Annotated in this window: 21 protein-coding genes and 3 pseudogenes; 8 read left to right on the plus strand and 16 right to left on the minus strand. The window is 66.6% G+C overall.

Features of this window, described 5'->3' with window-relative positions; translation table 11 throughout:
- Positions 1-108 precede the first annotated feature (108 nt).
- Entirely contained in the window at positions 109-1,656 is a 1,548-nt protein-coding gene (locus C7T91_RS16405) for an MFS transporter (protein ID WP_108260184.1), read from the plus strand.
- An 81-nt stretch (positions 1,657-1,737) separates the two neighbouring features.
- Positions 1,738-1,893 (plus strand): annotated as a pseudogene (locus tag C7T91_RS39600) (biotin/lipoyl-binding protein); the annotation flags it as partial.
- Between the two features lie 172 nt (positions 1,894-2,065).
- On the opposite strand, the gene C7T91_RS33620 reads toward C7T91_RS39600, so the two are convergent.
- Complete coding sequence (locus C7T91_RS33620; protein ID WP_201742172.1) at positions 2,066-2,266, minus strand: class I SAM-dependent methyltransferase; 201 nt, start codon at positions 2,264-2,266, stop codon at positions 2,066-2,068.
- Positions 2,267-2,414: 148 nt separating this feature from the next.
- On the minus strand, positions 2,415-3,359 hold the full coding sequence (locus C7T91_RS16415) for a CorA family divalent cation transporter (protein WP_161555939.1): 945 nt from the start codon (positions 3,357-3,359) through the stop codon (positions 2,415-2,417).
- Positions 3,360-4,155: 796 nt separating this feature from the next.
- Between C7T91_RS16415 and C7T91_RS16420 the strand changes: the two genes are divergently transcribed.
- From C7T91_RS16420 to C7T91_RS16430, 4 genes are all read left to right on the plus strand, one after another.
- Positions 4,156-7,593 carry an SdrD B-like domain-containing protein gene (locus tag C7T91_RS16420; RefSeq protein WP_108260187.1) on the plus strand — a complete coding sequence of 1,146 codons (3,438 nt, stop codon included), beginning with the start codon at positions 4,156-4,158 and terminating at the stop codon, positions 7,591-7,593.
- 140 nt (positions 7,594-7,733) lie between these two features.
- Positions 7,734-7,910: a hypothetical protein gene (locus C7T91_RS32655; RefSeq protein WP_161555940.1), complete on the plus strand. Its 177-nt coding sequence runs from the start codon at positions 7,734-7,736 to the stop codon at positions 7,908-7,910.
- Between the two features lie 96 nt (positions 7,911-8,006).
- Positions 8,007-8,300, plus strand: a complete 294-nt coding sequence (locus tag C7T91_RS16425; RefSeq protein WP_108260188.1) for a hypothetical protein — start codon at positions 8,007-8,009, stop codon at positions 8,298-8,300.
- Positions 8,297-8,641, plus strand: a complete 345-nt coding sequence (locus C7T91_RS16430) for a hypothetical protein (protein WP_108260189.1) — start codon at positions 8,297-8,299, stop codon at positions 8,639-8,641. The genes C7T91_RS16425 and C7T91_RS16430 overlap by 4 nt, the downstream gene beginning before the upstream one ends.
- Here C7T91_RS16430 and kduD read toward each other — a convergent pair.
- From kduD to uxaC, 7 genes and pseudogenes are all read right to left on the minus strand, one after another.
- Positions 8,595-9,362, minus strand: coding sequence for a 2-dehydro-3-deoxy-D-gluconate 5-dehydrogenase KduD (kduD, locus tag C7T91_RS16435; RefSeq protein ID WP_108260190.1), 768 nt, complete (start codon positions 9,360-9,362; stop codon positions 8,595-8,597). The genes C7T91_RS16430 and kduD overlap by 47 nt on opposite strands.
- The gene (kduI, locus tag C7T91_RS16440; RefSeq protein ID WP_108260191.1) at positions 9,362-10,189 is read right to left on the minus strand and encodes a 5-dehydro-4-deoxy-D-glucuronate isomerase; all 828 of its coding nucleotides are present in this window, start codon (positions 10,187-10,189) and stop codon (positions 9,362-9,364) included. Before kduI ends, kduD begins: the two co-directional genes overlap by 1 nt.
- Positions 10,190-10,205: 16 nt before the next feature.
- Complete coding sequence (locus tag C7T91_RS16445; RefSeq protein ID WP_108260192.1) at positions 10,206-10,514, minus strand: cupin domain-containing protein; 309 nt, start codon at positions 10,512-10,514, stop codon at positions 10,206-10,208.
- A 30-nt stretch (positions 10,515-10,544) separates the two neighbouring features.
- Positions 10,545-11,824 (minus strand): annotated as a pseudogene (locus tag C7T91_RS16450) (TRAP transporter large permease).
- Between the two features lies 1 nt (position 11,825).
- Entirely contained in the window at positions 11,826-12,332 is a 507-nt protein-coding gene (locus tag C7T91_RS16455; protein WP_108260193.1) for a TRAP transporter small permease, read from the minus strand.
- A gap of 52 nt (positions 12,333-12,384) precedes the next feature.
- Entirely contained in the window at positions 12,385-13,359 is a 975-nt protein-coding gene (locus C7T91_RS16460; RefSeq protein ID WP_108260194.1) for a TRAP transporter substrate-binding protein, read from the minus strand.
- Positions 13,360-13,439: 80 nt separating this feature from the next.
- Positions 13,440-14,852 (minus strand): glucuronate isomerase, encoded by a 1,413-nt coding sequence (gene uxaC, locus C7T91_RS16465; RefSeq protein WP_108260195.1) that lies wholly within the window; start codon positions 14,850-14,852, stop codon positions 13,440-13,442.
- 109 nt (positions 14,853-14,961) lie between these two features.
- Between uxaC and C7T91_RS16470 the strand changes: the two genes are divergently transcribed.
- Complete coding sequence (locus C7T91_RS16470) at positions 14,962-15,657, plus strand: GntR family transcriptional regulator (protein ID WP_108260196.1); 696 nt, start codon at positions 14,962-14,964, stop codon at positions 15,655-15,657.
- A complete protein-coding gene (locus tag C7T91_RS16475) occupies positions 15,654-16,565 on the plus strand; it encodes a sugar kinase (RefSeq protein WP_108260197.1) in 912 nt (303 codons plus the stop codon). The genes C7T91_RS16470 and C7T91_RS16475 overlap by 4 nt, the downstream gene beginning before the upstream one ends.
- Before the next feature lie 114 nt (positions 16,566-16,679).
- Here the strand turns inward: C7T91_RS16475 and C7T91_RS16480 are convergent, their stop codons facing one another.
- The 7 genes and pseudogenes from C7T91_RS16480 to C7T91_RS16510 form a co-directional block, all read right to left on the minus strand.
- Positions 16,680-18,446, minus strand: a complete 1,767-nt coding sequence (locus C7T91_RS16480) for an acyl-CoA dehydrogenase (protein WP_108260198.1) — start codon at positions 18,444-18,446, stop codon at positions 16,680-16,682.
- Positions 18,447-18,473: 27 nt separating this feature from the next.
- Positions 18,474-19,397: a branched-chain amino acid ABC transporter permease gene (locus C7T91_RS16485; protein WP_108260199.1), complete on the minus strand. Its 924-nt coding sequence runs from the start codon at positions 19,395-19,397 to the stop codon at positions 18,474-18,476.
- Between the two features lie 10 nt (positions 19,398-19,407).
- The gene (locus C7T91_RS16490) at positions 19,408-20,298 is read right to left on the minus strand and encodes a branched-chain amino acid ABC transporter permease (protein WP_407943305.1); all 891 of its coding nucleotides are present in this window, start codon (positions 20,296-20,298) and stop codon (positions 19,408-19,410) included.
- Positions 20,299-20,357: 59 nt separating this feature from the next.
- Positions 20,358-21,560: an ABC transporter substrate-binding protein gene (locus C7T91_RS16495; RefSeq protein WP_108260200.1), complete on the minus strand. Its 1,203-nt coding sequence runs from the start codon at positions 21,558-21,560 to the stop codon at positions 20,358-20,360.
- A gap of 34 nt (positions 21,561-21,594) precedes the next feature.
- Positions 21,595-22,293 (minus strand): ABC transporter ATP-binding protein, encoded by a 699-nt coding sequence (locus tag C7T91_RS16500; protein ID WP_201742158.1) that lies wholly within the window; start codon positions 22,291-22,293, stop codon positions 21,595-21,597.
- 53 nt (positions 22,294-22,346) lie between these two features.
- Entirely contained in the window at positions 22,347-23,099 is a 753-nt protein-coding gene (locus C7T91_RS16505) for an ABC transporter ATP-binding protein (protein ID WP_108260783.1), read from the minus strand.
- Positions 23,100-23,154: 55 nt separating this feature from the next.
- Positions 23,155-24,572, minus strand: a pseudogene (locus C7T91_RS16510) (acyl-CoA synthetase); the annotation flags it as partial.
- Positions 24,573-24,607 lie beyond the last annotated feature (35 nt).

The raw sequence follows: 24,607 nt of genomic DNA on the forward strand, positions 1-24,607 counted from the left end.
TCTCGGTTGACAAGGTAATGACCGTTACCGTATCTGGCCGCCAAACCGGTAACAACCATTACCATGCCGCAGAGGCACACGGACCGCCAGGCGAGGACGCCGAGACCCATGACAGCAGCCAGCCCCGCCGACGCGACCGCCATGCCCCCGAAGCCCGCGGCCCCGCCCGTCCTGAATGCCCGCATTGTCGCGGCGCTGTCCGGCGTGCTGATCTCGGCGATGATGTCCGGGCTGAACAGCCGGGCCGGCAGCCTAGCGCTGCGCGACATCGAAGGCGCGATCGGCCAGGGCATCGACAACGGATCGTGGATCAGCGCCTGCTATGCCGCGGGCGAGCTCTTGATCATGCCCTTTGCCAGCTGGTTCGCGATCACCTTCACGGTGCGGCGGTTCTACCTGGCGATGCTCGCCGTCACGGCAGCGATCGCCGCCGTGCTGCCCTTCCTCGTCGACCTGCGGCTGATCCTCGTCCTGCGGGTGATCCAAGGCATCTCGGCCGGCGCGCTGATCCCGCTCCTGATGATGATGGCCCTGCGCTTCCTGCCGCCCGCGATCCGGCTGCACGGGCTGGCGCTCTATGCGATGACGGCGACCTTCACGCCGAATGTCGCCTTCTGGGTCGTCGGCCACTGGTCCGACACGGCCGCGGACCTGCGCTGGATTTCCTGGCAGTTCCTGCCCGCGGCGGCGCTCTGCGCCGGGCTGGTCGGCTGGGGCCTTCCGTCCGAGCCGGTGATCTGGCAGCGCTTCCGCGGCTTCAACTGGACGGCCTTTCTCGCGGGCGCGCCAGGGCTGTTCCTGATCGCGCTGGCGCTGGGACAGGGCAACCGGCTGGACTGGCTGAACTCGCCGCTGATCTGCACGCTGCTGACGGCGGGCGGTCTGCTGCTGGCAGTCTACCTGCTGGCCGAATGGACGCACCCCTCGCCCTTCGTCAAGCTCGACCTGCTGGCCCGCCGGAACCTCCATGCCGGGTTCGCCGTCTTTTTCGTGCTGCTGGCCGTGCTCTATTCCGGGGCGTCGCTGCCCGCGTCCTTTCTCGGCTCGGTCCAGGGCTACCGCAGCCTGCAATCCGCGCCGGTCGGGCTGCTGATCGGGCTGCCGCAGCTGCTTCTGGGCTTCGCTGCGGCGCTTCTGCTCTACCAGCGCTGGGTCGATGCGCGGGCGATGCTGGCCTTGGGGCTGATCCTGATCGGCGTCTCCTGCATGATGGCCGCCCAGGTCGATGCCGGCTGGACCTGGCGGCAATTCGTGCCAGCGCAGATCCTGCAGGCCGTCGGCCAGCCGATGGCCGTCGTTTCGATGCTGTTCCTGGCGACCTCCGTGGTCCAGCCGATGGAGGGGCCCTACGTGGCGGGCTTCGTCAACATGCTGCGCGCGCTCGGCACGCTGGCCGGGGTGGCCGCGGTCGGCCGTCTCGAGACGCTGCGCGAGCATTTCCACTCCGACAGCCTCGTCGGCCGGGCGGCGGCCATGGCCAACCATCTGCCGGGCGGGGTCGACCCCGCCAGCGCCGAACCCGCCATCGCCGCGCAGGTCGCCGCCCTCGTGACGGCCGACACGTATCTGGTGCTCGGCTGGACGGCCTTTGCGCTGGTCCCGCTCTGCGCGTTCTTCACCCATATCCCGGCGCCGACGATCGGCCCGCGGACCTGACCCCTAGGACCTGACCCGATGTCTTCGCGCATTCCCAAAGCCGCCCTCGCCGGTGCCGTCCTCCTGGCCGGCGCGGCAGGCATGTATTTCAACCGCCATGAATCCGAGGCGGCGACCCAGTCGACCGGGGATGCCTATCTTGTGGCGGACTACACGACTGTCTCGCCGGAAGTCGCCGGACGGGTGACCCGGGTGCTGGTCTCGGAAAACCAGCATGTCGAGGCAGGCGACCTGCTCGCCGAGCTGGACGAGCGCGACCTCAGGCTCGCGGTGTCCGCCGCGGAGGCGTCGCTTGCCTCTGCGCGGGCCGCGCTCCAGACCCTTTCGGCGCAGATCGTCCAGCAGGGCGCGCTGATCCGGCAGGCCGAGGCCACGCTGCAGGCCGATGCCGCCGCCCTCGATCTGGCCGTCACCGAGGAATCCCGCGGGCCAGCCGCCCCGGCGCCTCTGCGCTGGCGGCCAGCTCCCGGGTCACGGCGCCGGTCCCGCAGCCGAGATCCAGCATGTCCTCCCCCGGCTGCGGCGCGGCCCGGCGGACAAGCTCCCGTGCCCAGGGTTCGAAGATCACCGGGACCAGGACCGACTGGTAGCGTTCGGCAAAGCCCGCCATTTCCGCGCCTCCCCCTCGGCGGCCGTCCGGAACGGCGGCGCCTGGGCGCGAGGATAGCACGGATTGCCGCATCCGGCACCTGCCTCTGCCGGATGCGCCGCTTCGGACGGTCCGCAGGGCCTTGCAGGCGCCGCGCCCCGCCCGGCGGTCAGAGCCAGCGGCGGAGCACGAAGAACAGGAAAATCGCCAGCGAGGACAGCACCATGAGCCCGAGCGAGACCTCGAACCCCGCCAGCCAGTCGAGCATCGGCATGTCCTGGAAATTCATCCCGAAGATCGACGCGATCAGCGTCGCGGGCAGGAAGATCGTCGCGACGATCGAATAGTAGCGCGCGTTGTCGTTCTGGCTGAGGCTGATCAGCCCCATCGTCGCGTCGATCGCGAGGCTGACCCGGCCGTTCAGCGCGTCGGCATGCACGGTCAGCGCCTCGACGTCGCGGTCGGCATTCTTCAGCCCCTGCTTTCGGCTGAAGTTCACCCGGTTCTCGGCGCGCAGCTGTTCGAGATGCACCAGCGTGCGGCGCAGGATCAGCAGGTTCAGCCGGATGTCCGACAGCGCCTCGCCCATCCGCCCGGTGGCGCGGATCAGCCCGCGCAGCTCGTCGGCATCCTCGATTTCGTCATCCTTGAAGACCAGCTGCGCGGTCTTGTCGAGCTGGCGGTCCCAGTTCTCCAGGACGTCTGCGATATGGCCGACCCCGAGCGCGATCAGCGCCACCGCCACGTCGCCGGGGGTGAAGCGCCGCGCCAGCGAAAAGCCGTTCCAGAGGTTCGGGCCATGGAAGCGCACGGTGACGATCTGGGACTCCCGCAGCAGGAAGGTGACCGGGGCGAAGCTGTCATCGCCGTCGCCGGACGGCTCGGTCAGCATCACCGTCAGCATGTCGGCCTCGCCCTTGCGGGTCAGCCGCTGCGAGGGCTCGATCTGGCCCATGTCCTTCAGCCGCGGGATTTCGAAGCCGAGCTCGGCCATCCGCTCGGCATCCGCCTTGCCGGGGTTGCAGAGATCGATCCAGAGCGCTTCGGACAGATCCCCCTTGGGGTCCACGGAGCGCAGCCCGGTCTCTTCGACGCGGTAGGCGGAAACGGTCATGCAATCTCGGTCCTTCTGGCCTTCGGCGTGGAACGTCCGGGATGCTGGGTACATCCGTGCCGCGGAACGTCAAGGCCCGCGCCGTCCCGCGCGTCTAGCCGAGGGCCAACGGCTGGCCGGGCGGGAGGTTCCCGGCGTCTTCCATCTGCCCGGAAAACCGGCAGGGCGGCGCCATGCAGTGTCCGGGCCGGTCCGGAAAAAAGTGCCGCGCGGTATTTTTTGACGCAGGCGGGTAGCCGGTTACCGATGCGTCTCATTTTTTCGGATTGCCCCAGGGGATCGGGGCTGATTCTGAAATGGCAGCAGCCGTGAAGCGGAAACAATCGAGGTTTCTTGGTTAATTTTAATCTGGCTTTTGTTATCCATAATGAAACAATGATATGAAAAACAATGCTTTTACTTTCTGATCACCATGTTTTTCGGAATCCCGGGGAAAGATTAACTAGTTCCGCTCGTTCAATGTTTACACAAAGTCATCTCAAAGATATTTGACCTGTCAGACCTTGGCGGAAACAGACGGTCTTTTCTCCGGGTTTGCGTCCGGAAAAGGACTTCCGGAGGACTTGGAGCGTTGCGGTTTCGGCGGCAATACGGGTCTTTCCGGCGGTTTTTCCGGGAATTTGGACATGAACCGTGCAAGGGGCGGATCGAGACGTGAAACGGTGGCCAAAGGGGAATTGATACCCCAATCGGGGGAAATGCCCCGAAATCTGAAAATTCAAACCGGATCCCCGGGATCCAAATGAGAACGCCCCGTTTCGGGGCGGCGATGCCCCATACCTGAAACGTGAGAGAAATGACCTACTTCAGCTGCTTCTACAATTACGCGCCCCAATTCACGAATCTCGTACAAGGGGCAAAGCTCTCGGTCTACGAGAACAGCACTTTCGTCTATGACATCAATGCCAAGGATACGGAGTCCTTTTCCTACTCGATCTGCGGCGGAGACGATGCCGGATTTTTCTGCATCGACCCGAAAACCGGCAAGCTGTCCTTCAAGACCGCGATGGATTACGAAAACCCGCTCTCGAAGAGCGGCGACAATGTCTATGAAGTCACCGTCAAGGTGATGGACATCTACGGCGCCTATTCGCTGCGCACGATCCAGGTCGAGGTCAAGGACGTCCAGGACGCCGCCGACGCCAATGGCTGCTACGTGATCGAGGCCGAGGATTTCATTTCGACCGGCTTCACCACCGCCTGCTCCTCGACCGCTTCGGGCGGCGAGATCGTCCGGCTGGCCTGCCCGTCGGGCAGCCTGACCACCACCTTCGAAGGCGACTCCGGCAAGTACAACCTGTCGCTCTTCGCCCAGGACGAGAATGACGGCATCTCGACGCTGTGCATCTATGTCGACGGCAAGCTCGCCGGCACGATCAAGCTGGACCGCCAGAGCGACGGCAGCGGCAGCGACAACGGCACCTTCTCGAAATTCGACCTCAGCGGCCTCGACATCGAGAACGGCGACAAGATCCGCATCGAAGCCTACAACAATTGCGGCGAATATGTCCGCATCGACAAGATCTGCCTCGAACCGGTCGCCGATGACGCCTGCACCGAGACCGTGACCATCGCCGCCGAGACCTTCCAGTCCGGCGCCTATGGCTGGAACGTCTGCACCACCTCCTACGATCCCGACCTGGGCAAGTACCTGGGCAATTTCGGCCGCTGCGAATACCCGTCCAAGACCTTCGAGGTCCCGGCCGACGCCGAGTCCGTCAAGGTCGCCTTCGATCTCTACGTGATCGACAGCTGGGACGGCGAGCACATGTACGTCAAGGTCGAGGACACCGTCGTCGATCTGGGCAGCTTCGGCTGGTGGTTCGCCGTGGGCCACCGAGAGGGCGAGATCGGCGGGATCAAGTTCGCCGTCGACACCGTCAAGGGCCCGACGCACCTGACCGGCCAGGACTGCTACGACTACAACAAGGACCAGATCGTCCATGTGACGCTCGACGTGCCGGCGGCGAAGATCCAGGGCAACGACATGACCCTGACCTTCGGCTCCAGCCTCGACGAGGCGCGTTCCAACGAGAGCTTCGGCCTCGACAACGTGGTGATCACCGCAGAAATCCCCTGCGAGACCGATCCGGCGGATGCCTCGCTGAGCGGCCGCTACTTCATCGATGCCGACGGCGACAACACCGAGTGGAACGCCAAGACCGGCACCTGGGAAAAGGGCGTCGCCGACGCGACCGTGGTCCTGGTCAAGGACGGCGCGATCGTCGCGACCACCACCACCGCGGCCGATGGCAGCTACAGCTTCGGCGGCCTCGAGGCAGGCGACTACCACGTGGCCTTCCGGGAGCCGGGCGTGGCAGTCACGGCAGGCTATGTCTTCGACAAGGCCAATGTCGGCGCTGACGGCGAAGACAGCGACGTGATCGGCCTCAAGTCGGGCTACGGCTACACCTCGGCGGTCACGGTCGGCGAATCCCAGCACGTGGTGAACGTCGATGCAGGCGCCAAGGACCCGATGACCGCGTCGCTCGGCGGCCGCTACTACATCGACGCCGATGGCGACGACACCGAGTGGAACGCCCAGACCGGCACCTGGGAGAACGGCGTTGCCGGTGCGACCGTGTGGCTGCTGAAGGACGGCGCCGTCGTCGCGACGACCACCACCGACGGCTGGGGCACCTACAACTTCGCCTGCCTCGCGGCCGGCGACTACACGGTCAGCTTCCAGGACCCGGCCACCGCCAAGGGCGCCGGCTACGAGTTCATCGCTGCCAATGTCGGCGCGGATGGCGAGGACAGCGATGTCGTCACCATCGACGGCAACGGCTCCACCGCCATCGTATCCGTCGGCGTGGGCGCCTGTGTCTGGAACGTGGATGCCGGGATCGCGGCAGGCACGGCAGAGATCGGCAACCTCGCCTTCCTCGATGTCGACAAGGACGGCATCTACAGCGCAGGCATCGACCAGGCGCTGGCCGGGGTCGCGGTCAAGCTCTATGACGGCGCAGGCAACGAAGTCGCCTCCACCGTCACCGCCGCCGATGGCAGCTACCGCTTCGCCGGTCTGACCGCGGGCAGCTACCAGGTCGGCTTCGCCGCGATGGCTGGGCTCGCCTTCACCCTGGAAAGCGCTCAGGCCGCCGACGCCGCCGACAATGACAGCGACGCGGACATCCTGACCGGCCTGACCGACGTGTTCGACCTGGCCATCGGCGAAACCGAGACCGGCATCGACGCGGGCTATTACGCGACGACCGTCGCCGCCGACGACGCCGGCAAGGGCTGCGCCGACGAAGAGGTCACGGTCGACGTCCTGGCCAATGACGAAGTCGCCGAGGGCGGCAGCCTGAGCGTCGCCACGATCGGTGGCCAGTCGGCAGCTTCCGGCACGGTCTACCTGTCGGGCACCGCAACCGTCACGCTGGCCGACAATTCGATCGCCAAGCTGGCCTATTCCGGGCTCGAGGCAACGCTGACCGACAAGGGCATCGTCTTCGACGCGGAGACCGCGCTGCTCGGCCTGAACTACGGCGAAAAGGCCACGGTCACGGTCAGCTACGGCATCGCGGACGGCGAAGGCGGCACCGGCGAAGCCAGCATCGAGCTGACCTTCTGCGGCGTGGCCGAGACGCTCGATCAAATCCATGACAGCCTGCCGGCCGCCATCAAGTACCAGGTCGCCGAATACTATGTCGAAGGCATGACCAATGCCCAGGTTGGCGATTTCGCCTTCGACATCGCGCTTTCGGGCTCGGGCGACGCGCGCTTCGACGGGGCGGTCATCACCAAGGCGTTCTGCATCGACGAGGGCGATCCGGTCGACGGCCGCGCGACGCTCGCAGACGCGCCGCTGCTCGACGGCAAGCTCTATGTCGGGATCGACAACCTGCCGGCGGATTTCTTCGACGCCAGCCAGGTCGGCCGCAACGGCCACACGGCGCTCGGGAACATGAACAACATCGCCTGGCTGCTGAACCAGGATTTCTCGGGCACCGACTACACCGACTCCGAAATCCAGTACGCCATCTGGCTGCTGACCGACAACGTGGCGAACTCGACGATCACGAACGGCTTCAAGGCGGCGCCGCAGATGGGCGAAGCAGCAGACGTGTTCGAAATCTACAACCTCGCGATCAGCGCCGAGGCAGACGCGTTCGACCCGGCCACCGGCGAGATCGTTCCGGTCTTCCTGGCCCCGGCCGAGCAGACCGAAGGGAACCAGCAGATCTTCGTGCTCGCAATGTCGTTCTCCGATCTCGACTGCCTCTGCTGATTTCGCCTCCCCGCGTCCCGGGCAGTCCCCGCTGCCCGGGCTTCGATCAGCCGTCCGGCTGACAGGGTCGCCACGCCCTGAACCTTGCCTGCCGGGCCCGTGGCAGCCCGGCGAGACATTCGAGACATTGGAGTATCAGAATGAAAACCAAACTCGCCCTCGCAGCGCTCGCGCTGGTCGCCGCAAACCCCGTCTTCGCAGGCACTGCCTTCGGCGGTGCCGTGCAGGTTCCCGAAATCGACGCGGCAGCCGGCCTGGCCGGTTTCGCAGCCCTCGGCGCGACTGTCGCCATGCTGCGCGAGCGCTTCAAGCGCTGATCTGTCCGTCAGCGTAAACCGGATATTCGCAAAGGCCGCATAAGTGGCCTTTGCTTTTTTTGCGGCGCTCCGGCGCAGGGGAAGGGGAACCGGCACATGGCGATCAAGGATTTCGGCACCGGGACTGCGCCTGCGTTCCGCGGCATGGGCCTCCTGGTGGGCGTCCTGCTCGGCGGGCTTGCCATGATCAGCCTCGGCTACAGCTTTTTCTACGGCACCTTCGTCTGCGGCGAGGTTATGGCGGAATGGAAATGCCGGACCCTGGCGCTCGGCGTGCCGCGCGTGCTCTGCGCCGCCGCGCTGATGGCCCTGCTGGTCGTGCAGCGGCCCGCGCTGCGGCAGCTGGTTGCGGGCGCGCAGAGGCCGCACGGCGCGCCGATCTGGCGGTGATCGAGAGCGATCCGCCGGGGCCGCTGGTCCCGGACCGGCCGCTGCCGGTGGCGCGCTTCGCGCCGGAGCGGTCCTTCTACATCACCGGGCTGACCAAATGCCTGTCGCCCGGGCTTCGCCTCGGCTTTCTCGCCATGCCCGAAGCCATGGCGGACTGCACAGCGGGCAGGCATCTGTCGGTCGGCTGGATGGCGACGCCGCTGATCGCCGAGATCGCGGCCGACTGGATCGGCAGCGGCACCGCCGAGACGCTGCTGGCGCTGCAGCGCGACGAGCTGGCGCCCCGCCGGATGCTCAGCGCGCCAGCCAGCCGCCGTCGACGTTCAGCACGGCGCCGGTGACGTATTTCGCGGCCGGCGAGGCCAGGAAGCAGACCGCGCCCGCGATGTCCTCCGGCTCGCCCCAGCGGCCTGCCGGGATGCGCTCCAGGATCTGGCGCGACCGGTCCTCGTCGGCGCGCAGCGCCTCGGTGTTGTTGGTCGCGATGTAGCCCGGCGCCACCGCGTTCACGGTGATGCCCTCCGGCGCCCATTCATTGGCGAAGATCTTGGTCAGGCCCGCCACGCCGTGCTTCGACGCGGTGTAGCCCGGCACCCGGATGCCGCCCTGGAAGCTGAGCAGCGAGGCGATGTTGACGATCCTCCCGCCCTCGCCCTTGGCGATCGCCTGCTTTGCGAAGGCCTGGCAGAGCAGGAAGACCGCCTTGAGGTTGACGTTCATCACGTCGTCCCAGTCGAGTTCGGAATGCTTGACCGAGTCCTCGCGGCGGATGATGCCGGCATTGTTCACCAGGATGTCGAGCGGCGCGGCGCCTTCCAGCGCGGCGACCCCGGCATGCGGGTCCGACAGGTCGACCAGCAGCGTCTCGGCGCTGCCGCCAGCCGCCTTGATGGTCTCCACCGTCTCGTCGCAGGCGCGACGGCCCGCGGCGATGACATGGGCCCCGCGCTCGGCGAGACCCACGGCGATGGCCTGGCCGATCCCGGTATTCGCGCCCGTCACCAGGGCGCGCTTGCCGTCGATGCGGAACGGGTCGCCCCGGAGGGGCGCATCGGAAGCCATCAGCGCAGGTCCTCCATGGCGACGAAGTCCATGTCGGTGAAGTCGGTGTTGTCGCCGGCCATCGCCCAGCAGAAGGTGTAGCTGCCGGTGCCTGCGCCGGAATGGATCGACCAAGGCGGCGAGATCACGGCTTCCTCGTTCGACATGACGATGTGGCGGGTCTCGTCCGGCTCGCCCATGAAGTGGAAGACGCGGGAGCCCTCGTCGAGGTCGAAATACAGGTAGGCCTCCATCCGGCGGTCATGCAGGTGGGCCGGCATGGTGTTCCACAGGCTGCCCGGCAGGAACTGGGTGTAGCCCATGGTCAGCTGGCAGGTTTCCTGGACGTCCGGGTGCAGGAACTGGATGATGACGCGCTCGTTGGCCTGCTCCTTGGAGCCGAGCTCGACGCGCTTGGCATCGGCGGGCTTGATCAGGCGGGTGGCGATGGCGCGGTGCGCCGGGGTGCAGACCAGGTAGAACCGGCCCGCGCCCGAGAAGCCGATCGGGCCCGAGCCCATGCCGATATAGAGAACGTCGCCCTTCTCCATCTCGTAGGTCTCGCCTCCGACGGTGACGGTGCCGGCCTCGGGGCCGATGTTCAGCACGCCCATCTCGCGGCGCTCCAGCACGGTCTTGGTGCCGGTGTTCTGCACCTCGTCCACGGTCAGCGTGCCGCCTGCCGGGGTCACCGAGCCGAGGATCATGCGGTCGTAATGCGAATAGGTCAGCTTGACCTCGCCCGGCACGAACAGGCCGTCGACATGGAACTCTTCGCGCAGCGCGGTGGTGTCCAGCGTCTTGGTGGTGCGGGGGTCGATCGCGTGGCGGATGTCGACTTGGGTCATCGGGAAGTTGTCCTCCTTACAGGAAATCGTCACGTCGGGGGGTGAAGCAGTCGATCAGCTCGCCCGCTTCGAGGCAGACGCAGCCATGCGTCGCGCCCGAGGGAATCACGAAACTGTCGCCCGGCCCGATCTCGGTGGTCTCTTCGCCGATGGTGAAAGCGAAGCGGCCGGTTTTCACATAGGTCGACTGCACATGCGGGTGGCTGTGCAGCGCGCCTTCCGCGTCTTCGGAGAAGCGGAAGGACACCACCATCAGTTCCGGCGAATCCGCCAGAACCTGTCTGGTTACCCCGTCAAGATCGACGGGCGGGAAGGCTTTAGTCATCTTACATCTCCATTGATCTGTATGACAGCCTTACCGGAAAACGCCGGGAAGCCAAAGCGAAAGCTGCGGGACATACGTGACCAGGATCAGCGTCGCGAAGGCGGCGAAGTAGAAGGGCCAGATCGTGCGCATCGCCTGGCCGATGCCGATATTGCCGACCGCGCAGCCGACGAACAGCACCGCGCCCACCGGCGGCGTGCACAGGCCGATGCCGAGGTTCAGGATCAGGATGATGCCGAACTGCACCGGATCGACCCCGAAGGCCTGCGCCACCGGCAGGAAGATCGGCGTGGTGATCACGATCAGCGGGCTCATGTCCATGAAGGTGCCGAGCACCAGCAGGCTGACGTTGATCAGGAGCAGGATCACGATCGGGTTGTCGGAGAAGGCCTGAAGGAATTCGACCATCGAGGCCGGGACCTTGAGAAGGCCAGCAGCCAGCCGAAGGCCGCGGCGCAGCCGATCACCAGCAGCACCATCGCCGTCGTGCGCACCGCCGCCAGCGTCGCTTCGACGAAGGCATGCCAGCTCAGCGAGCGGTAGGCGAAGAGCGTGACGGCCAGCGCATAGACCACTGCGATGCAGGAACTTTCCGAGGCGGTGAAGATGCCGGAGCGGACGCCGCCGAAGATGATCGCCACCAGGATCAGGCCGGGAACCGCCGAGAGGAACAGCGCGCCGAGCATCCGGCGGCCGGGGAAGGCCTCGGTCGGATAGCCGCGGCGCTTGGCCACGAACCAGGCCGCCGTCATCAGGCTCAGCGCCAGCAGCAGCCCCGGGACGATGCCGGCGGTGAAGAGATCGGCGATCGACAGGCGTCCGCCCGCCGAGATCGAGTAGATGATCAGGTTGTGCGAGGGCGGCAGCATCAGCGCGATGATCGAGGAGGTCACGGTGACGTTGACCGCATAGTCGGTGTCGTAGCCGCGCTTCTCCATCTGCGGGATCATCAGCCCGCCGATCGCCGAGGCATCCGCCGCGGCCGATCCGGAGATTCCGCCGAAGAGGCAGGAGGCGAGGATGTTCACCTGGCCGAGCCCGCCTCTGAGATGTCCGACAAGTGCGCCCGCCAGCGCCACGAGGCGGCGGGCGATGTCGCCGCGCACCATGAGCTCGCCGGCATAGATGAAGAACGGGATCGCCATCAGCGCGAAGACCGAGACGCCGGAATTCAGCCGCTGGAACACGATCACCGGCGGCAGGCCCATGTAGAGCACGGTGGCGAAGCTGGAGACGCCGAGGCAGAAGGCCACCGGCGTGCCGATCAGCAGGAGGAAGGTGAAGCTTCCGAAGAGGATCCAGAGTTCCATGTCAGTGCTCCGCCGTGTCGCCGAAGCGCGAGGTGGGAAGGCCGGCCGCGCGGCGGGCAAGCCGCTCGACCGAGAAGAGGACGACCAGCACGCCGCCCGAGATGATCGGAAGGAAGGCGACGGCCCCCGAGACGCCGAGCGAGGGCAGCGTGGTCCCGGCGGTCTTGGCGGCAAGCTGCCAGCCATAGATCACCATGCCCGCGCCGAAGGCGGTCACCACTGCGTCCGAGATGGAATAGAGCACAAGCTTGGCCTTGTCGGGCAAAAGGTAGAGCAGCACCTCGAAGCTGAGGTGGTACCCTTCGCGGATGCCGACCGCCGCGCCCAGGAGGATGAACCAGCCCATCACCAGGATGGAGGCCGGCTCGGTCCAGATCAGGCTGTCGTTCAGAACGTAGCGGAAGAACACCTGGGCGGCGATCATCGCGGTCATCAGCACCAGGCCGATGCCTGATATCCACAGCCCGATCCGGGCGATGATCCCGGTTATTTTGGCAATTTTTTCCATCCCCTGCCCCTTCAAGGCGTTGGGCCGCCCGCGGGGGGCGGCCCGTCAAGGCTCACTCGGTGGCCTGGATGCGCTCGACCAGGTCCTTGAGCTTGTCGGAGGTGACATGCTTCTCGTAGACTGGGACCATGGCTTCGATGAACGGCGTCTTGTCGATGTCGGTGACGATCTCGACCCCGGCATCGCGGACCTTCTGCTCGGAGGCGGCCTCGCGCTCTTCCCAGAGCTTGCGCATCACCGGCACGCTGTCCTTCGCGGCCTGGCGGACAGCCTCCTGATCCTCGGGGCTCAGCTTGTCCCAGGCCATCTTCGACATCACCAGGACTTCCGGCACGATCAGGTGCTGGTCCAGCGTGTAGTACTTGGCGACCTCGAAATGGCCGGAGGATTCATAGGACGGCCAGTTGTTCTCGGCGCCGTCGATCACGCCGGTCTGGATCGAGGAATAGACCTCGCCATAGGGCAGCGGCGTCGCGTTGGCGCCGAGCGCCGAGACCATGTCGACGAAGATGTCGGACTGCATCACGCGGAACTTCATGCCCTCGAGATCGGCCATCGAGGTGATCGGCTTTTCGGAGTTGTAGAAGCTGCGCGAGCCGCCGTCATAGAAGGCGAGGCCGACCAGGTCGTGGTCCCCGAAGGCCGCCAGGATCTCCTCGCCGATCGGACCGTCCATGACGGTGTGCATGTGCTCGACCGAGCGGAAGATGTAGGGCAGCGAGACGACCTGGGTCTCTTCGATGATGTTGTTGAACGGCCCCATCGAGACGCGGTTCATGTCGATCACGCCGAACTGGGTCTGTTCGATCGTGTCCTTCTCCTCGCCGAGCTGGGCGGAGTGGAACACCTCGACGCAGAGGCGGCCGCCGGTGCGCTCTTCGAGCAGCTTGCCCATCTCCTGCACCGCGAGAACGGTCGGGTAGCCCTCGGGATGGGTGTCCGAGGAGCGCAGCGTGGTCTCGCAGGCGGTGGCTGCGGTCGCGAGCGCGGAGCCGGCCAGAAGCGCGGCGGTCAGTGTCAGTTTCATGGTCTTCCTCCCCTGGTGAAACTGCTGGATTGCACCGGCCGCAGGGGCGCCTTGCTCCCTGCCCCTGCGGCCTGCGCGGATCAGGTCAGGCCATAGGCATCCTTGGCCAGGTTGTAGGTCAGGTCCTTCGCCACCTCGAACGCATCCGCCTCGGCCAGGCGGCCGGTGCCGACCAGTCCGGCGAGATAGCTGCAATCCGAGCGGCGGGCGACGTCGTGGCGCGCCGGGATCGAGCAGAAGGCGCGGGTGTCGTCGTTGAACCCCGCGGTGTTGTAGAAGCCGGCGGTCTCCGTGGTCGCCTCGCGGAACCGCTTGATCCCCTCGTAGCTGTCATGGAACCACCAGGGCGGACCGAGCCGCAGGCAGGGATAGACGCCCGCCAGCGGCGCCCATTCGCGCGAGTAGACGGTCTCGTCGAGCGTGAAGAGCAGCACCCGCAGCTCCGGCTCCATGCCGACGGCGTTCAGCAGCGGCGAGAGATCGCCGACGTAATCGGTGCGCCCCGGGATGTCGAAGCCCTTGTCGCGGCCATGGGTTTCGAAGACGCCCTTGTGGTGGTTGCGGCGGCTGCCTGCGTGGATCTGCAGGGTCAGCCCGTCCTCGAGGCTCATCCGCGCCATCTCGGTCAGCATCTGGCCGCGGAACGCGTCGGCCTCCCCGGCGGTGCAGGTGCCTGCGACGGCCTTCCGGAACAGCGCCGCCGCCTCTGCCGCAGGCAGATCCTCGGTCCGCGCCGAAGGGTGGCCGTGATCCGAGGCGGTCGCGCCGCCGAATTCCTTGAAATAGGCGCGGCGCTTGCGGTGGGCGTTCAGATAGCCTTCCCAGCTCGAGGTATCCTCGCCGGTCAGCGCGCCGAACTGCTCGACATTGCCCGCGAAGCCCTCGAATTCCGGATCGACCACCGCATCCGGGCGGTAGGTGGTGACGACCTTGCCGCCCCAGCCCGAGGCCGTGATCGCCTTGTGCCATTTCAGGTCGTCGAGCGCGCCCTCGGTGGTGGCGAGCAGCTCGATGTTGAACCGCTCGAAGAGCGCGCGCGGCGTGAACTCGGACGTCGCCAGCTTGGCGTCGATATGGTCGTAGTATTCATCCGCCGTCGCCGCCGTGAGCGGCATGTCGAGGCCGAAGACGAACTGGAAGGAATGGTTCAGCCACATCGCCGAGGGCGTGCCGCGGAACAGGTGGAAATTCTCGGCGAAGAGCCGCCAGATCTTGCGCGGATCGGTTTCCGTCTCGCCGCCATCGACGCGCGGCACGCCCAGATGGGTCAGGGACACGCCCTGGCTGACCAGCATGCGGAACACGTAATGGTCGGGAATGACGAACAGCTCCGCCGGGTTCGGGAAGCGGTCGTTCTCGGCGAACCAGCGCGGGTCGCAATGGCCGTGCGGCGACACGATCGGCATGTCCGCCACGCTCTCGTAGAGGCTCCGGGCGAGGCCGCGGAGGCCGGGCTCTGCCGGAAACAGGCGGTCGGGATCGGTCAGGCTCATCTTCTGCCCCTTTGAATCGGATCGTCTAGGTCGCTAATATGCTAGTCTGACAGTTGTGTCAAAGCGCGAATGCGGTATACTCGCCGCGACAGGATGCAGCCGGACCGCCATGCCAGACACGATCTCCCCCCTTTCCGCCATTCAGACGGCCACGGCCACGGACCAGGTTTTCGACGCGCTCTACCATGCGCTGATCACCTTCGGCCTGCCGCCGGGCACCAAGGTCTCGGAAGCCGAGATCGCCAAGCAGCTCGGCGTGTCGCGGCAGCCGGTGCGCGACGCCTTCTTCCGCCTGTCGCAGCTCGGCTTCCTGTCGATCCGGCCGCAGCGGGCGACATTGATCACCAAGATCTCGGAAAAGGGCGTGCACCAGGCGGCCTTCATCCGCGCGGCGCTGGAATCGGCCTGCATCCGCGCCGCCGCCGAGACCGTGACCGCAGCGGACCTGGCCGAGCTCGACACGCTGATCGCGCGGCAGAAGCTCGCCATCGAGACCGGGCCGCGCAGCGTGTTCCACGAACTCGACGACCTGCTGCACAAGCGGATCTGCGACATGTCGGGCCATGGCTATGCCTGGTCGCTGATCCAGGAGCAGAAGGCCCATATCGACCGGGTGCGCTTCCTGTCGCTCTCCTTCGGCCAGCAGAACGCCTTCGACCAGCATGTCACCATCGTCGAGGCGCTCAGGGCCGGCGATGCCGACGCGGCCGAAGCCTGCCTGCGCGACCATCTGAGCCGCATCCGCAACATCCTTCCCGTGGTACGTGCGGAGAATCCCCAGTTTTTCGAGGACCCCGAGCAATGACCCGCTTTCTCGCCATCGGCGAATGCATGATCGAAATGTCGCCGACCCCCGACGGAACCTATGCCATGGGCTTCGCCGGCGACACGTTCAACTCCGCCTGGTACGCAAGGAAGCTGGGCGGGCCGGATCTGGATGTCGCCTATCTCTCGGCCATGGGCGACGACGCGCCCTCGGCGCAGATGGCCGAGTTCATGCGCGCCGCCGGCGTGACCCCGGAATTGGCGGTGCGCAAGGGCGGCACGGTCGGGCTCTACATGATCTCGCTGAAGAACGGCGAGCGCAGCTTCTCCTACTGGCGCTCGGCCTCGGCGGCGCGGACGCTGGCCGACGATCTCGACAGCCTGCCCGCGGCGCCGGGCGATCTGGCGCTGTTTTCCGGAATCACCATGGCGATCCTGCCCGAAAGCGGCCGCCGCCGCCTCCTGGACGTGCTGGCCGAGGCCCGGAGCCGGGGCGTGCGGATCTGCTTCGATCCGAACCTGAGGCCGCGGCTCTGGGCCTCGACGGAGGAGATGTGCCGCTGGGTCAGCGAGGCCGCGAAGGTCGCCGACATCGCGCTGCCCTCCTACGAGGACGAAGCGGATTTCTTCGGCGATGCCTCGAAGCGCGCCACGGCCGAGCGCTATGCCGCCGCGGGCGCCTCGCTGGTCGTCACCAAGGACGGGCCGGAGCCGGTGCTGATCCTGGAGAACGGCGCCGAGACGCTGGTGCCGCCGCAGATCGTGGCCGAGATCACCGACACGACCGCTGCGGGCGACAGCTTCAATGCGGGCTTCCTGACGGCGCTGGCAAGCGGCGCAAGCGCCGCGGAGGCCGCCGACCGGGGCTGCCGCGTTTCGGCGCAGGTGGTGACCAAGCGCGGCGCGCTCGTGGAGATCGACATTCCCGGAACCGGCGTTCCGGCCTGACCCCCTCACCCCGGCCCTCTCCCCCGAGGGGAGAGGGAGCGCGCTCCGAATTCCGGGCGCGGGTGAGGGTGCGGGAGAGGGTGCGGGAGAGGGTGTCCCTCTCCTGCCCGCGTCTCAGGCGAAACAGTCCTCCGGCAGCGCGGCCACGGCCTCGGAACCACCGGTCACCGCGTCGCGACGGGCCATCGCCTCGGGGAAGATCTGGCCGCGGAAAAACTCCGCCAGACGGATCCGGCCCAGCGTTTCGCCCTCGTCCATGCCGGATTTCAGCGCTGCACGATGCGCGCCATAGCCCATCTGCCAGCCGCCGAGCGCCACGCCGAAGGCATGGAGCACGTTGACCGCCGCCGCGTTCTGCAGCGCGGGTTCGTCCTTCATCGCCAGCAGCCAGTCGACCAGCTCGGAGACGATCTCTGCCCCCGTTTCGATCATCTCCGCCATGGCGGTCCAGTCGGTCTGGTTGCCCTGGGTGCCGCGCACCGCCTCGGCATCGGCGCGCATCTGCGCGACGATCTCGCCCGCCGCCGCGCCGCCGTCGCGGGTGATCTTGCGGCCCACGAGGTCCAGCGCCTGGATGCCGGTTGTGCCCTCGTAGATCGTGGTGATCCGCGCGTCGCGGTAGAACTGCGCCGCGCCGGTCTCCTCGACGAAGCCCATGCCGCCATGGACCTGCACGCCCATATTGGCGACATCCACCGCCATTTCGGTGCCCCAGCCCTTCACGACCGGGATCATCAGGTCGACGCGGCGCTGGTGATAGGCCTTCGCCTCCGGGTCAGGGTTGCGCGCGGCATGGTCGAGCGAGGCCGCCGCGAGGCAGGCCAGAGCGCGGGCCGCCAGCGTCTTGGCGCGCATCGCGCCGACCATGCGGCGCACGTCGCCATGGCCGAGGATCGGATCGCCCGCCTGCCCGCCCGACGGCGTGCCCTGGCGGCGTTCCTGCGCATAGGCCAGCGCCCATTGATACGCATGTTCCGCCACGCCGATGCCCTGCACGCCAACGTTCAGGCGGGCGTTGTTCATCATGGCGAACATGTATTGCAGGCCCTTGTTCGGCTCGCCGATCAGCCAGCCGGTCGCGCCGCCCTTGTCGCCGAAAGCCAGCGTGCAGGTCGGCGAGGCGTGGATGCCGAGCTTGTGCTCGATCGAGACGCAGCGCACGTCGTTCTCGGTCCCGTCGGGCATGAATTGCGGCACGAGGAACAGGGAAATCCCCTTCACCCCGGCAGGCGCATCAGGCAGCCGGGCCAGCACAAGATGGATGATGTTGTCGGTCAGGTCATGGGTGCCGTAGGTGATGAAGATCTTCTGCCCCGAGATCCGGAAGTGGTCGCCCTCGGGCTCGGCCTTCGAGCGGATCGCGGCCAAATCGCTGCCGGCCTGCGGCTCGGTCAGGTTCATCGTCCCGGTCCACTCGCCCGAGACCAGCTTCGGCAGATAGGCTTCCTTCAGCGCGTCGGAGGCATAGCCTTCGAGCGCCTCGATCGCGCCCTGGGTCAGCATCGGGCAGAGCTGGAAGGACATGTTGGCGCCCTGGAACATCTCCTGGATGCAGGTATTCACCGCCTGCGGCAGGCCCATCCCGCCATGTTCGGGGCTGGCCGAGGGGCTGTTCCAGCCCATCTCGACCAGCTGGCCATAGGCCTCCTTCCAGCCCGCCGGCGTGGTCAGCTTGCCGTCGGCAAACTTGAGGCCTTCGAGATCGCCCGAGCGGTTCAGCGGCGCCAGCACCTCGCCCGCGAACTTGCCCGCCTCCTCGAGGATCGCCGCCACCGTGTCAGGCGTGGCATCCTCGAGCCCGGGCAGGGCCGCGAGCGCATCGAGACCGCAGAGCTCCTCGAGGATGAACTGCATGTCGCGGAGGGGGGCTGAGTAGGTCATGGGAGGATCCTTTCACTCGGGACCGGGTCAGAACGATTTCTGGAGCAACGCCCGCAGCTCGCCGATCACGCCGCGGCGGAAGCTGAGCACGCAGATCACGAAGATCACCCCCAGAACCACCGGGACCCATGCCGAGAGCGGACCGGAGGCCAGCAGATTCTGCAATGCGACGATCACGCCGGCGCCGACGGCCGGACCCGCGATGGTGCCCACCCCGCCCAGAAGCGTCATCAGCACCACCTCGCCCGACATGTGCCAATGCGCATCGGTCAGCGAGGCGAGCTGGAAGACCACGGTCTTCAGCGCGCCGGCCAGGCCCGCAAGCGTCGCCGACAGGACGAAGGCCTGCAGCTTGTAGCGCTCGACATCGTAGCCGAGGCTGACCGCGCGGGGCTCGTTGTCGCGGATCGCGCGCAGAACCTGGCCGAAGGGCGAATGCACGGTGCGCGCGATCAGCCAGAAGGCCGCGACGAAGATCGCGAGGGTGAAATAGTACATCGCCATGTTGTCCTGCAGGTCGACGATGCCGAGGAGCGTGCCGCGCGGAACGCCCTGCAGCCCGTTCTCGCCGCCGGTGAAGGGCGCGGAGATGAACAGGAAATAGGCCATCTGCGCCAGCGCCAGGGTGATCATGGCGAAATAGATGCCCTGGCGGCGGATGGCGAGCATCCCTGCCCCGAGCCCCATGATGCCCGCAGCGGCGGCGCCGACGATCAGGCCCAGCTCCGTCGGCAGGCCCCAGACCTTGATCGCATGGCCGGTGATGTAGGCCGCGCCGCCGAAGAAGGCGGCATGGCCGAAGCTCAGCAGCCCGCCGAAGCCGAGGATCAGGTTGAAGGCGCAGGCGAAGAGCGCGAAGCACAGGAACTTCATCAGGAGCACCGGGTAGAGGAAGAACGGTGCGATCAGCAGAAGCGCCAGCGCGGCGGCATATCCGAGTTTCGTGGTCATGGCGTCCTCCTCACGCGGTCCGGCCGAACAGGCCGGCAGGTCTCAGAACCAGCACGATGGCCATGACGAAGAAGATCACGGTGGCCGAAGCCTCGGGCCAGAACACCTTGGTCAGCCCCTCGATCAGCCCCATGGCAAGCCCGGTGACCACCGCGCCCATGATCGAGCCCATGCCGCCGATCACCACCACGGCGAAAACGACGATGATGAGGTTCGAGCCCATCAGCGGCGAGACCTGGGTGATCGGCGCGGCCAGCACGCCGGCGAAGGCGGCCAGCCCGACGCCGTAGCCATAGGCCAGCGTGGTCAGGAGCGGCACGTTCACGCCGAAAGCCTGCAGCAGCTTCGGATTCTCGGTCCCGGCGCGCAGGTAGGCGCCGATCTTGGTCATCTCGAAGAGGTACCAAGTCACGCCGCAGGCGATCAGCGAGGCGACGACCACCCAGCCGCGGTACCAGGGCAGGAACATGAAGCCGAGATTCACCCCGCCCTGCAGCGCGGCCGGCGTCGGATAGGGCTGGCCGGAGGCGCCGAAGAGCTTGATGAAGACGCCCTCGATCACCAGCGCCAGGCCGAAGGTCAGCAGGAGCCCGTAGAGATGGTCGACCCCGGCGAGGCGGCGCAGCAGGAAACGCTCGATCAGCATGCCGAAGCCGCCGACCAGCACGGGGGCCACGAAGAGCGCCACCCAGTAGTTCAGCCCGAGGAAATGCGCCAGCGCCCAGGCCGCGAAGGCGCCGAGCATGTAGAGCGCCCCATGGGCGAAGTTCACGATGTTGAGGAGTCCGAAGATCACCGCCAGGCCCAGCGACAGGACGGCGTAGAAGGCTCCGTTGATCAGGCCCAGAAGCAGCTGCCCGAAAAGCACCTGCGGCGGAAAGCCCAGAAGGTCTGTCAGCATGGCATCATCCCGTGACGGTCAAGGACGTCCCCCCGCACCCTGCGGAGGGACGGGCGGGCTCATTTGGTCGGGCAGGTACTTTCCTCGAGCGTGCCGTAGGCTTCCTCGCCCGGGATGGTGCGGACGATGTCGTAGTAATCCCACGGGCCTTCCGATTCCGACGGCGATTTCACCCGCGCGAGGTACATGTCATGCACCATGCGCCCGTCCGAGCGGATCCGGCCGCCCTTGGCGAAGAAGTCGTCGATCGGGGTCTCGCGCATCCAGGCCATGACCGTGTCGGTATCGTCCGAGCCGGTCGCCTCGATGCCCTTCAGGTAGTGCGTGACCGAGGAATAGACGCCGGCCTGCACCATCGAAGGCATGTTGCCGGTGCGCTCCATGAACTTCTCGGACCAGGCGCGGGTCTCGTCATCCATGTCCCAGTAGAAGCCGGTGGTCAGCTGGATCCCCTGCGCGGTCTCCAGCCCCAGCGCGTGCACGTCGGTGATGAACATCAGGAGCGCCGCCAGCGACTGGCCCGCGGCGACGAGGCCGAATTCGTTGGCCGCCTTGATCGCGTTGGTCGTGTCGGCGCCGGCATTGGCCAGCCCGATCACCTTGGCGCCCGAGGCCTGCGCCTGCAGCACGAAGGAGGAGAAGTCCGAGGCCGGGAAGGGATGGCGGATCGAGCCCAGGACCTGGCCGCCCGCAGCCTCGACCACCTTGGTCACATCGGCTTCCAGCGACTGGCCGAAGGCATAGTCGGCGGTCAGGAAGTACCAGGTGTCGCCGCCCTCGGCGACGACCGCCGCGCCGGTGCCGTTGGCGAGCGCGCGGGTGTTGTAGGTGTAGTGGATGCCCGAGGGAATGCAGGCGTCGTTGGTCAAGGGCGAGGAGGCCGCGCCCGAGACCAGCGTGACCTTGTTCTGCTGCTTGGCGATCTCGTAGACCGCCAGCGCGACCGAGGTGGTCACCAGCTCGGCAAAGGCATCGACCTGCTCGTTCTCGCCCCATTCGCGCGCCTTGTTGGCGGCGATGTCGGCCTTGTTCTGGTGGTCGGCGGTCAGCAGCTCGACCGGCACGCCGGCGACGGTGCCGCCCATGTCCTCGATCGCCATCTCGGCCGCCGCCACGGCGCCCGGACCGGCGAGGTCGGAATAGGTGCCCGACATGTCGGTCAGCAGGCCGATCTTGACCACGCCGTCGGAAATTTCGGCAGAGGCCGCGCTGGCCATGGCCAGGCTCGATGCGCCAAGCGCAAGCATTTTCAAAGTTTTCATGTGTCTCCTCCCAGTGACGTTCTCGCAGCGCCGGTCAGACGCTCAGGTATTCCTCGAAGACATGCGCCTTCGTCTCCAGCTCGTCGGCCGCCACGGTCTCGGCGATATGGCCGTGATCCATGATGAAATGCCGGTCGGCGAGCGGCGCGGCGAAGCGGAAATTCTGCTCCACCAGCACGATCGTGTAGCCGCGCGCCTTGAGCACGGTCAGCACGTCGGCAAGCTTGTCGACGATCACCGGGGCGAGGCCTTCGGTGATCTCGTCCAACAGCAGGATATTGGCGCCGGTGCGCAGGATCCGCGCCATGGCCAGCATCTGCTGTTCGCCGCCCGAGAGCCGCGTGCCGGGGCTGCGGCGGCGCTCGGCGAGGTTGGGGAACATCTCGTAGAGTTCCTCCACCGACATGCCGCCGCCCGCCACGACCGGGGGCAAGAGCAGGTTCTCCTCGACCGAGAGCGAGGCGAAGATGCCGCGTTCCTCGGGGCAGTAGCCGACGCCCATATGGGCGATGGCATGGGGCGGACGGTTGATGATCTCCTCGCCCTTGAGCCGGATCGAGCCGGTGCGCTTGCCGATCAGCCCGACGATCGAGCGCAGCGTCGTCGTCCGCCCGGCGCCGTTGCGGCCCAGCAGCGTGACCAGCTCGCCTTGGTGTACGGTCAGGTCGATGCCGTGCAGCGCGTGGCTCTCGCCATAGAAGGCATGCAGGTCGGAGATGTGGATCTCGGCGATCCGCTCGGCGGCATGGGCGCCGCCGATCTCGTGGTTATGGCCCGCGACCGCGTTCATGCCGCCCTCCCCATGTAGGCTTCCTTGACCCGCGGATCCGAGGACACTTCTTCATAGGTGCCTTCGGTCAGGATCGCGCCGCGCTGGAGCACGGTGATCCGGTCGCAGAGCGCCGAGACGACGCCCAGGTTGTGCTCGACCATCAGCACGGTGCGCGATTTCGCGACCTCGCGGATCAGCTCGGTGATGCGCTGCACGTCCTCGCGGCCCATGCCCTGGGTCGGCTCGTCGAGCAGCATCAGCTTCGGATCCTGCGCCAGGGTCGTGGCGATCTCCAAGGCGCGCTTGCGCCCATAGGCCATCTCGTGGACCTCGGTTCCGGCATAGCGTTCGAGCCCGACCATGGTCAGCAGCTCCATCGCCCGCTCGTCGAGCACCTTGAGAGATTTCTCCGAGCGCCAGAAATGGAAGGACGTGCCCAGCTCGCGCTGCAGCGACACCCGGACGTTTTCCAGCGCGGTCATGTGCGGGAAGACCGCCGAGATCTGGAAGCTGCGCACCATGCCCATGCGGGCGATCTGCGCCGGTTTCGCGCGGGTGATGTCGCGGCCGTCATAGGTCATGGACCCGCGGGTCGGCTGGTGGACCTTGGTCAGGAGGTTGAAGACCGTGGTCTTGCCCGCGCCGTTCGGGCCGATCAGGGCGTGGATGTCGCCGGTCTTCACCTTCAGGGTGACATTGTCGACCGCGGTGAAGCCGAGGAAATCCTTCGACAGCCCGTCGGTGACGAGAATATGGTTGTCGCTCATGGAAAATCCGTTCTTGCCGTTGCAGGGAGGCGGCCCGGGGGCCGCCCGGCCGGGTTCAGGCCTTGGCCTTGTCCCGCGCCTGGTCGCGCAGCACGAATTTCTGGATCTTGCCGGTCGAGGTCTTGGGCAGCTCGGTGAAGACGACCGAGCGCGGCGCCTTGAAATGCGCCATGTGGTCCCGGCAGAAGGCGATGACCTCTTCGGCGNGTCAGGCTGGCNGCCCGGCTTCAGCGTGACGAAGGCGCAGGGCGTCTCGCCCCATTTCTCGTCCGGCTTCGCTACCACCGCCGCCTCGAGGATCATCGGGTGCTTGTAGAGCACGTCCTCGACCTCGACGGAGGAGATGTTCTCGCCGCCCGAGATGATGATGTCCTTGGAGCGGTCCTTCAGCTCGACATAGCCGTCGGGATGCATCACGCCGAGATCGCCCGAGGCGAACCATCCGCCCTTGAAGCTTTTCGCGGTCGAGGACGGGTTCTTCAGGTAGCCCTTCATCACGTTGTTGCCGCGCATGAAGATCTCGCCCAGCGTCTGGCCGTCCGAGGGGACCGGCTCCAGCGTGTCGGGATCGGCGACCATCAGCCCGTCGAGCGCAACGTTGCGCACGCCCTGCCGCGCCTTGAGCTTGGCCTTGGCCTCGGGGCCGAGCCCGTCCCATTCGTCGCCCTTCCAGGCGCAGACCACCGAAGGACCATAGGTCTCGGTCAGGCCGTAGACGTGGGTGACCTCGACGCCCATCGCCTCCATCTTCTCGATCACGGCGGCGGGCGGGCTGGCCCCGGCTGTCATAACCTTCACCTCGTGGCTGAAATCCTTCAGTTCGTCGGGGGCGTTGGCCAGCAGGTTCAGCACGATCGGCGCGCCGCAGAAATGCGTCACCTTCTCGTCGCGGATCAGCTGGTAGATCTTGTCGGCGCGCACCGCACGGAGACAGACGCAGACCCCGGCATTCGCCGCGATCGTCCAGGGGAAGCACCAGCCGTTGCAATGGAACATCGGCAGCGTCCAGAGATAGCGCGAATGCTGCGCCATGCCCCAGGTGACGATGTTCGACATGGCGTTCAGATGCGCGCCGCGATGGTGGTAGACCACGCCCTTCGGATCGCCGGTGGTGCCCGAGGTGTAGTTCAGGCTGATCGCGTCCCATTCATCCGCGGGAAGCTGCCAGGCGAAATCGGGATCGCCCTCGTCGAGCAACTCCGCATAGGTCAGGCTGCCGATCCGGCTGCCGCCCTCATAGGTCGCGTCCTCGATGTCGACCACCAGGATGTCGGCATAGTGCCCGGTCATCCGCACCGCGCGGCCGACCACCTCGGAGAATTCCGGATCGACGATCACCGCCTTGGCTTCGCCGTGGTTGAGGATGAAGGCGATCGCCTCGGCATCGAGCCGGGTGTTGATCGTGTTCAGCACCGCGCCCGCCATGGGAATGCCGAAATGCGCCTCGAACATCTCGGGGATGTTGGCCGCGAGCTTCACCAGGTCGGGGATCTCCGAGGACGGCGCGA

It is taken from the genome of Mangrovicoccus ximenensis (assembly GCF_003056725.1).
In the GTDB taxonomy this organism is placed as follows: Bacteria; Pseudomonadota; Alphaproteobacteria; order Rhodobacterales; family Rhodobacteraceae; genus Mangrovicoccus; species Mangrovicoccus ximenensis.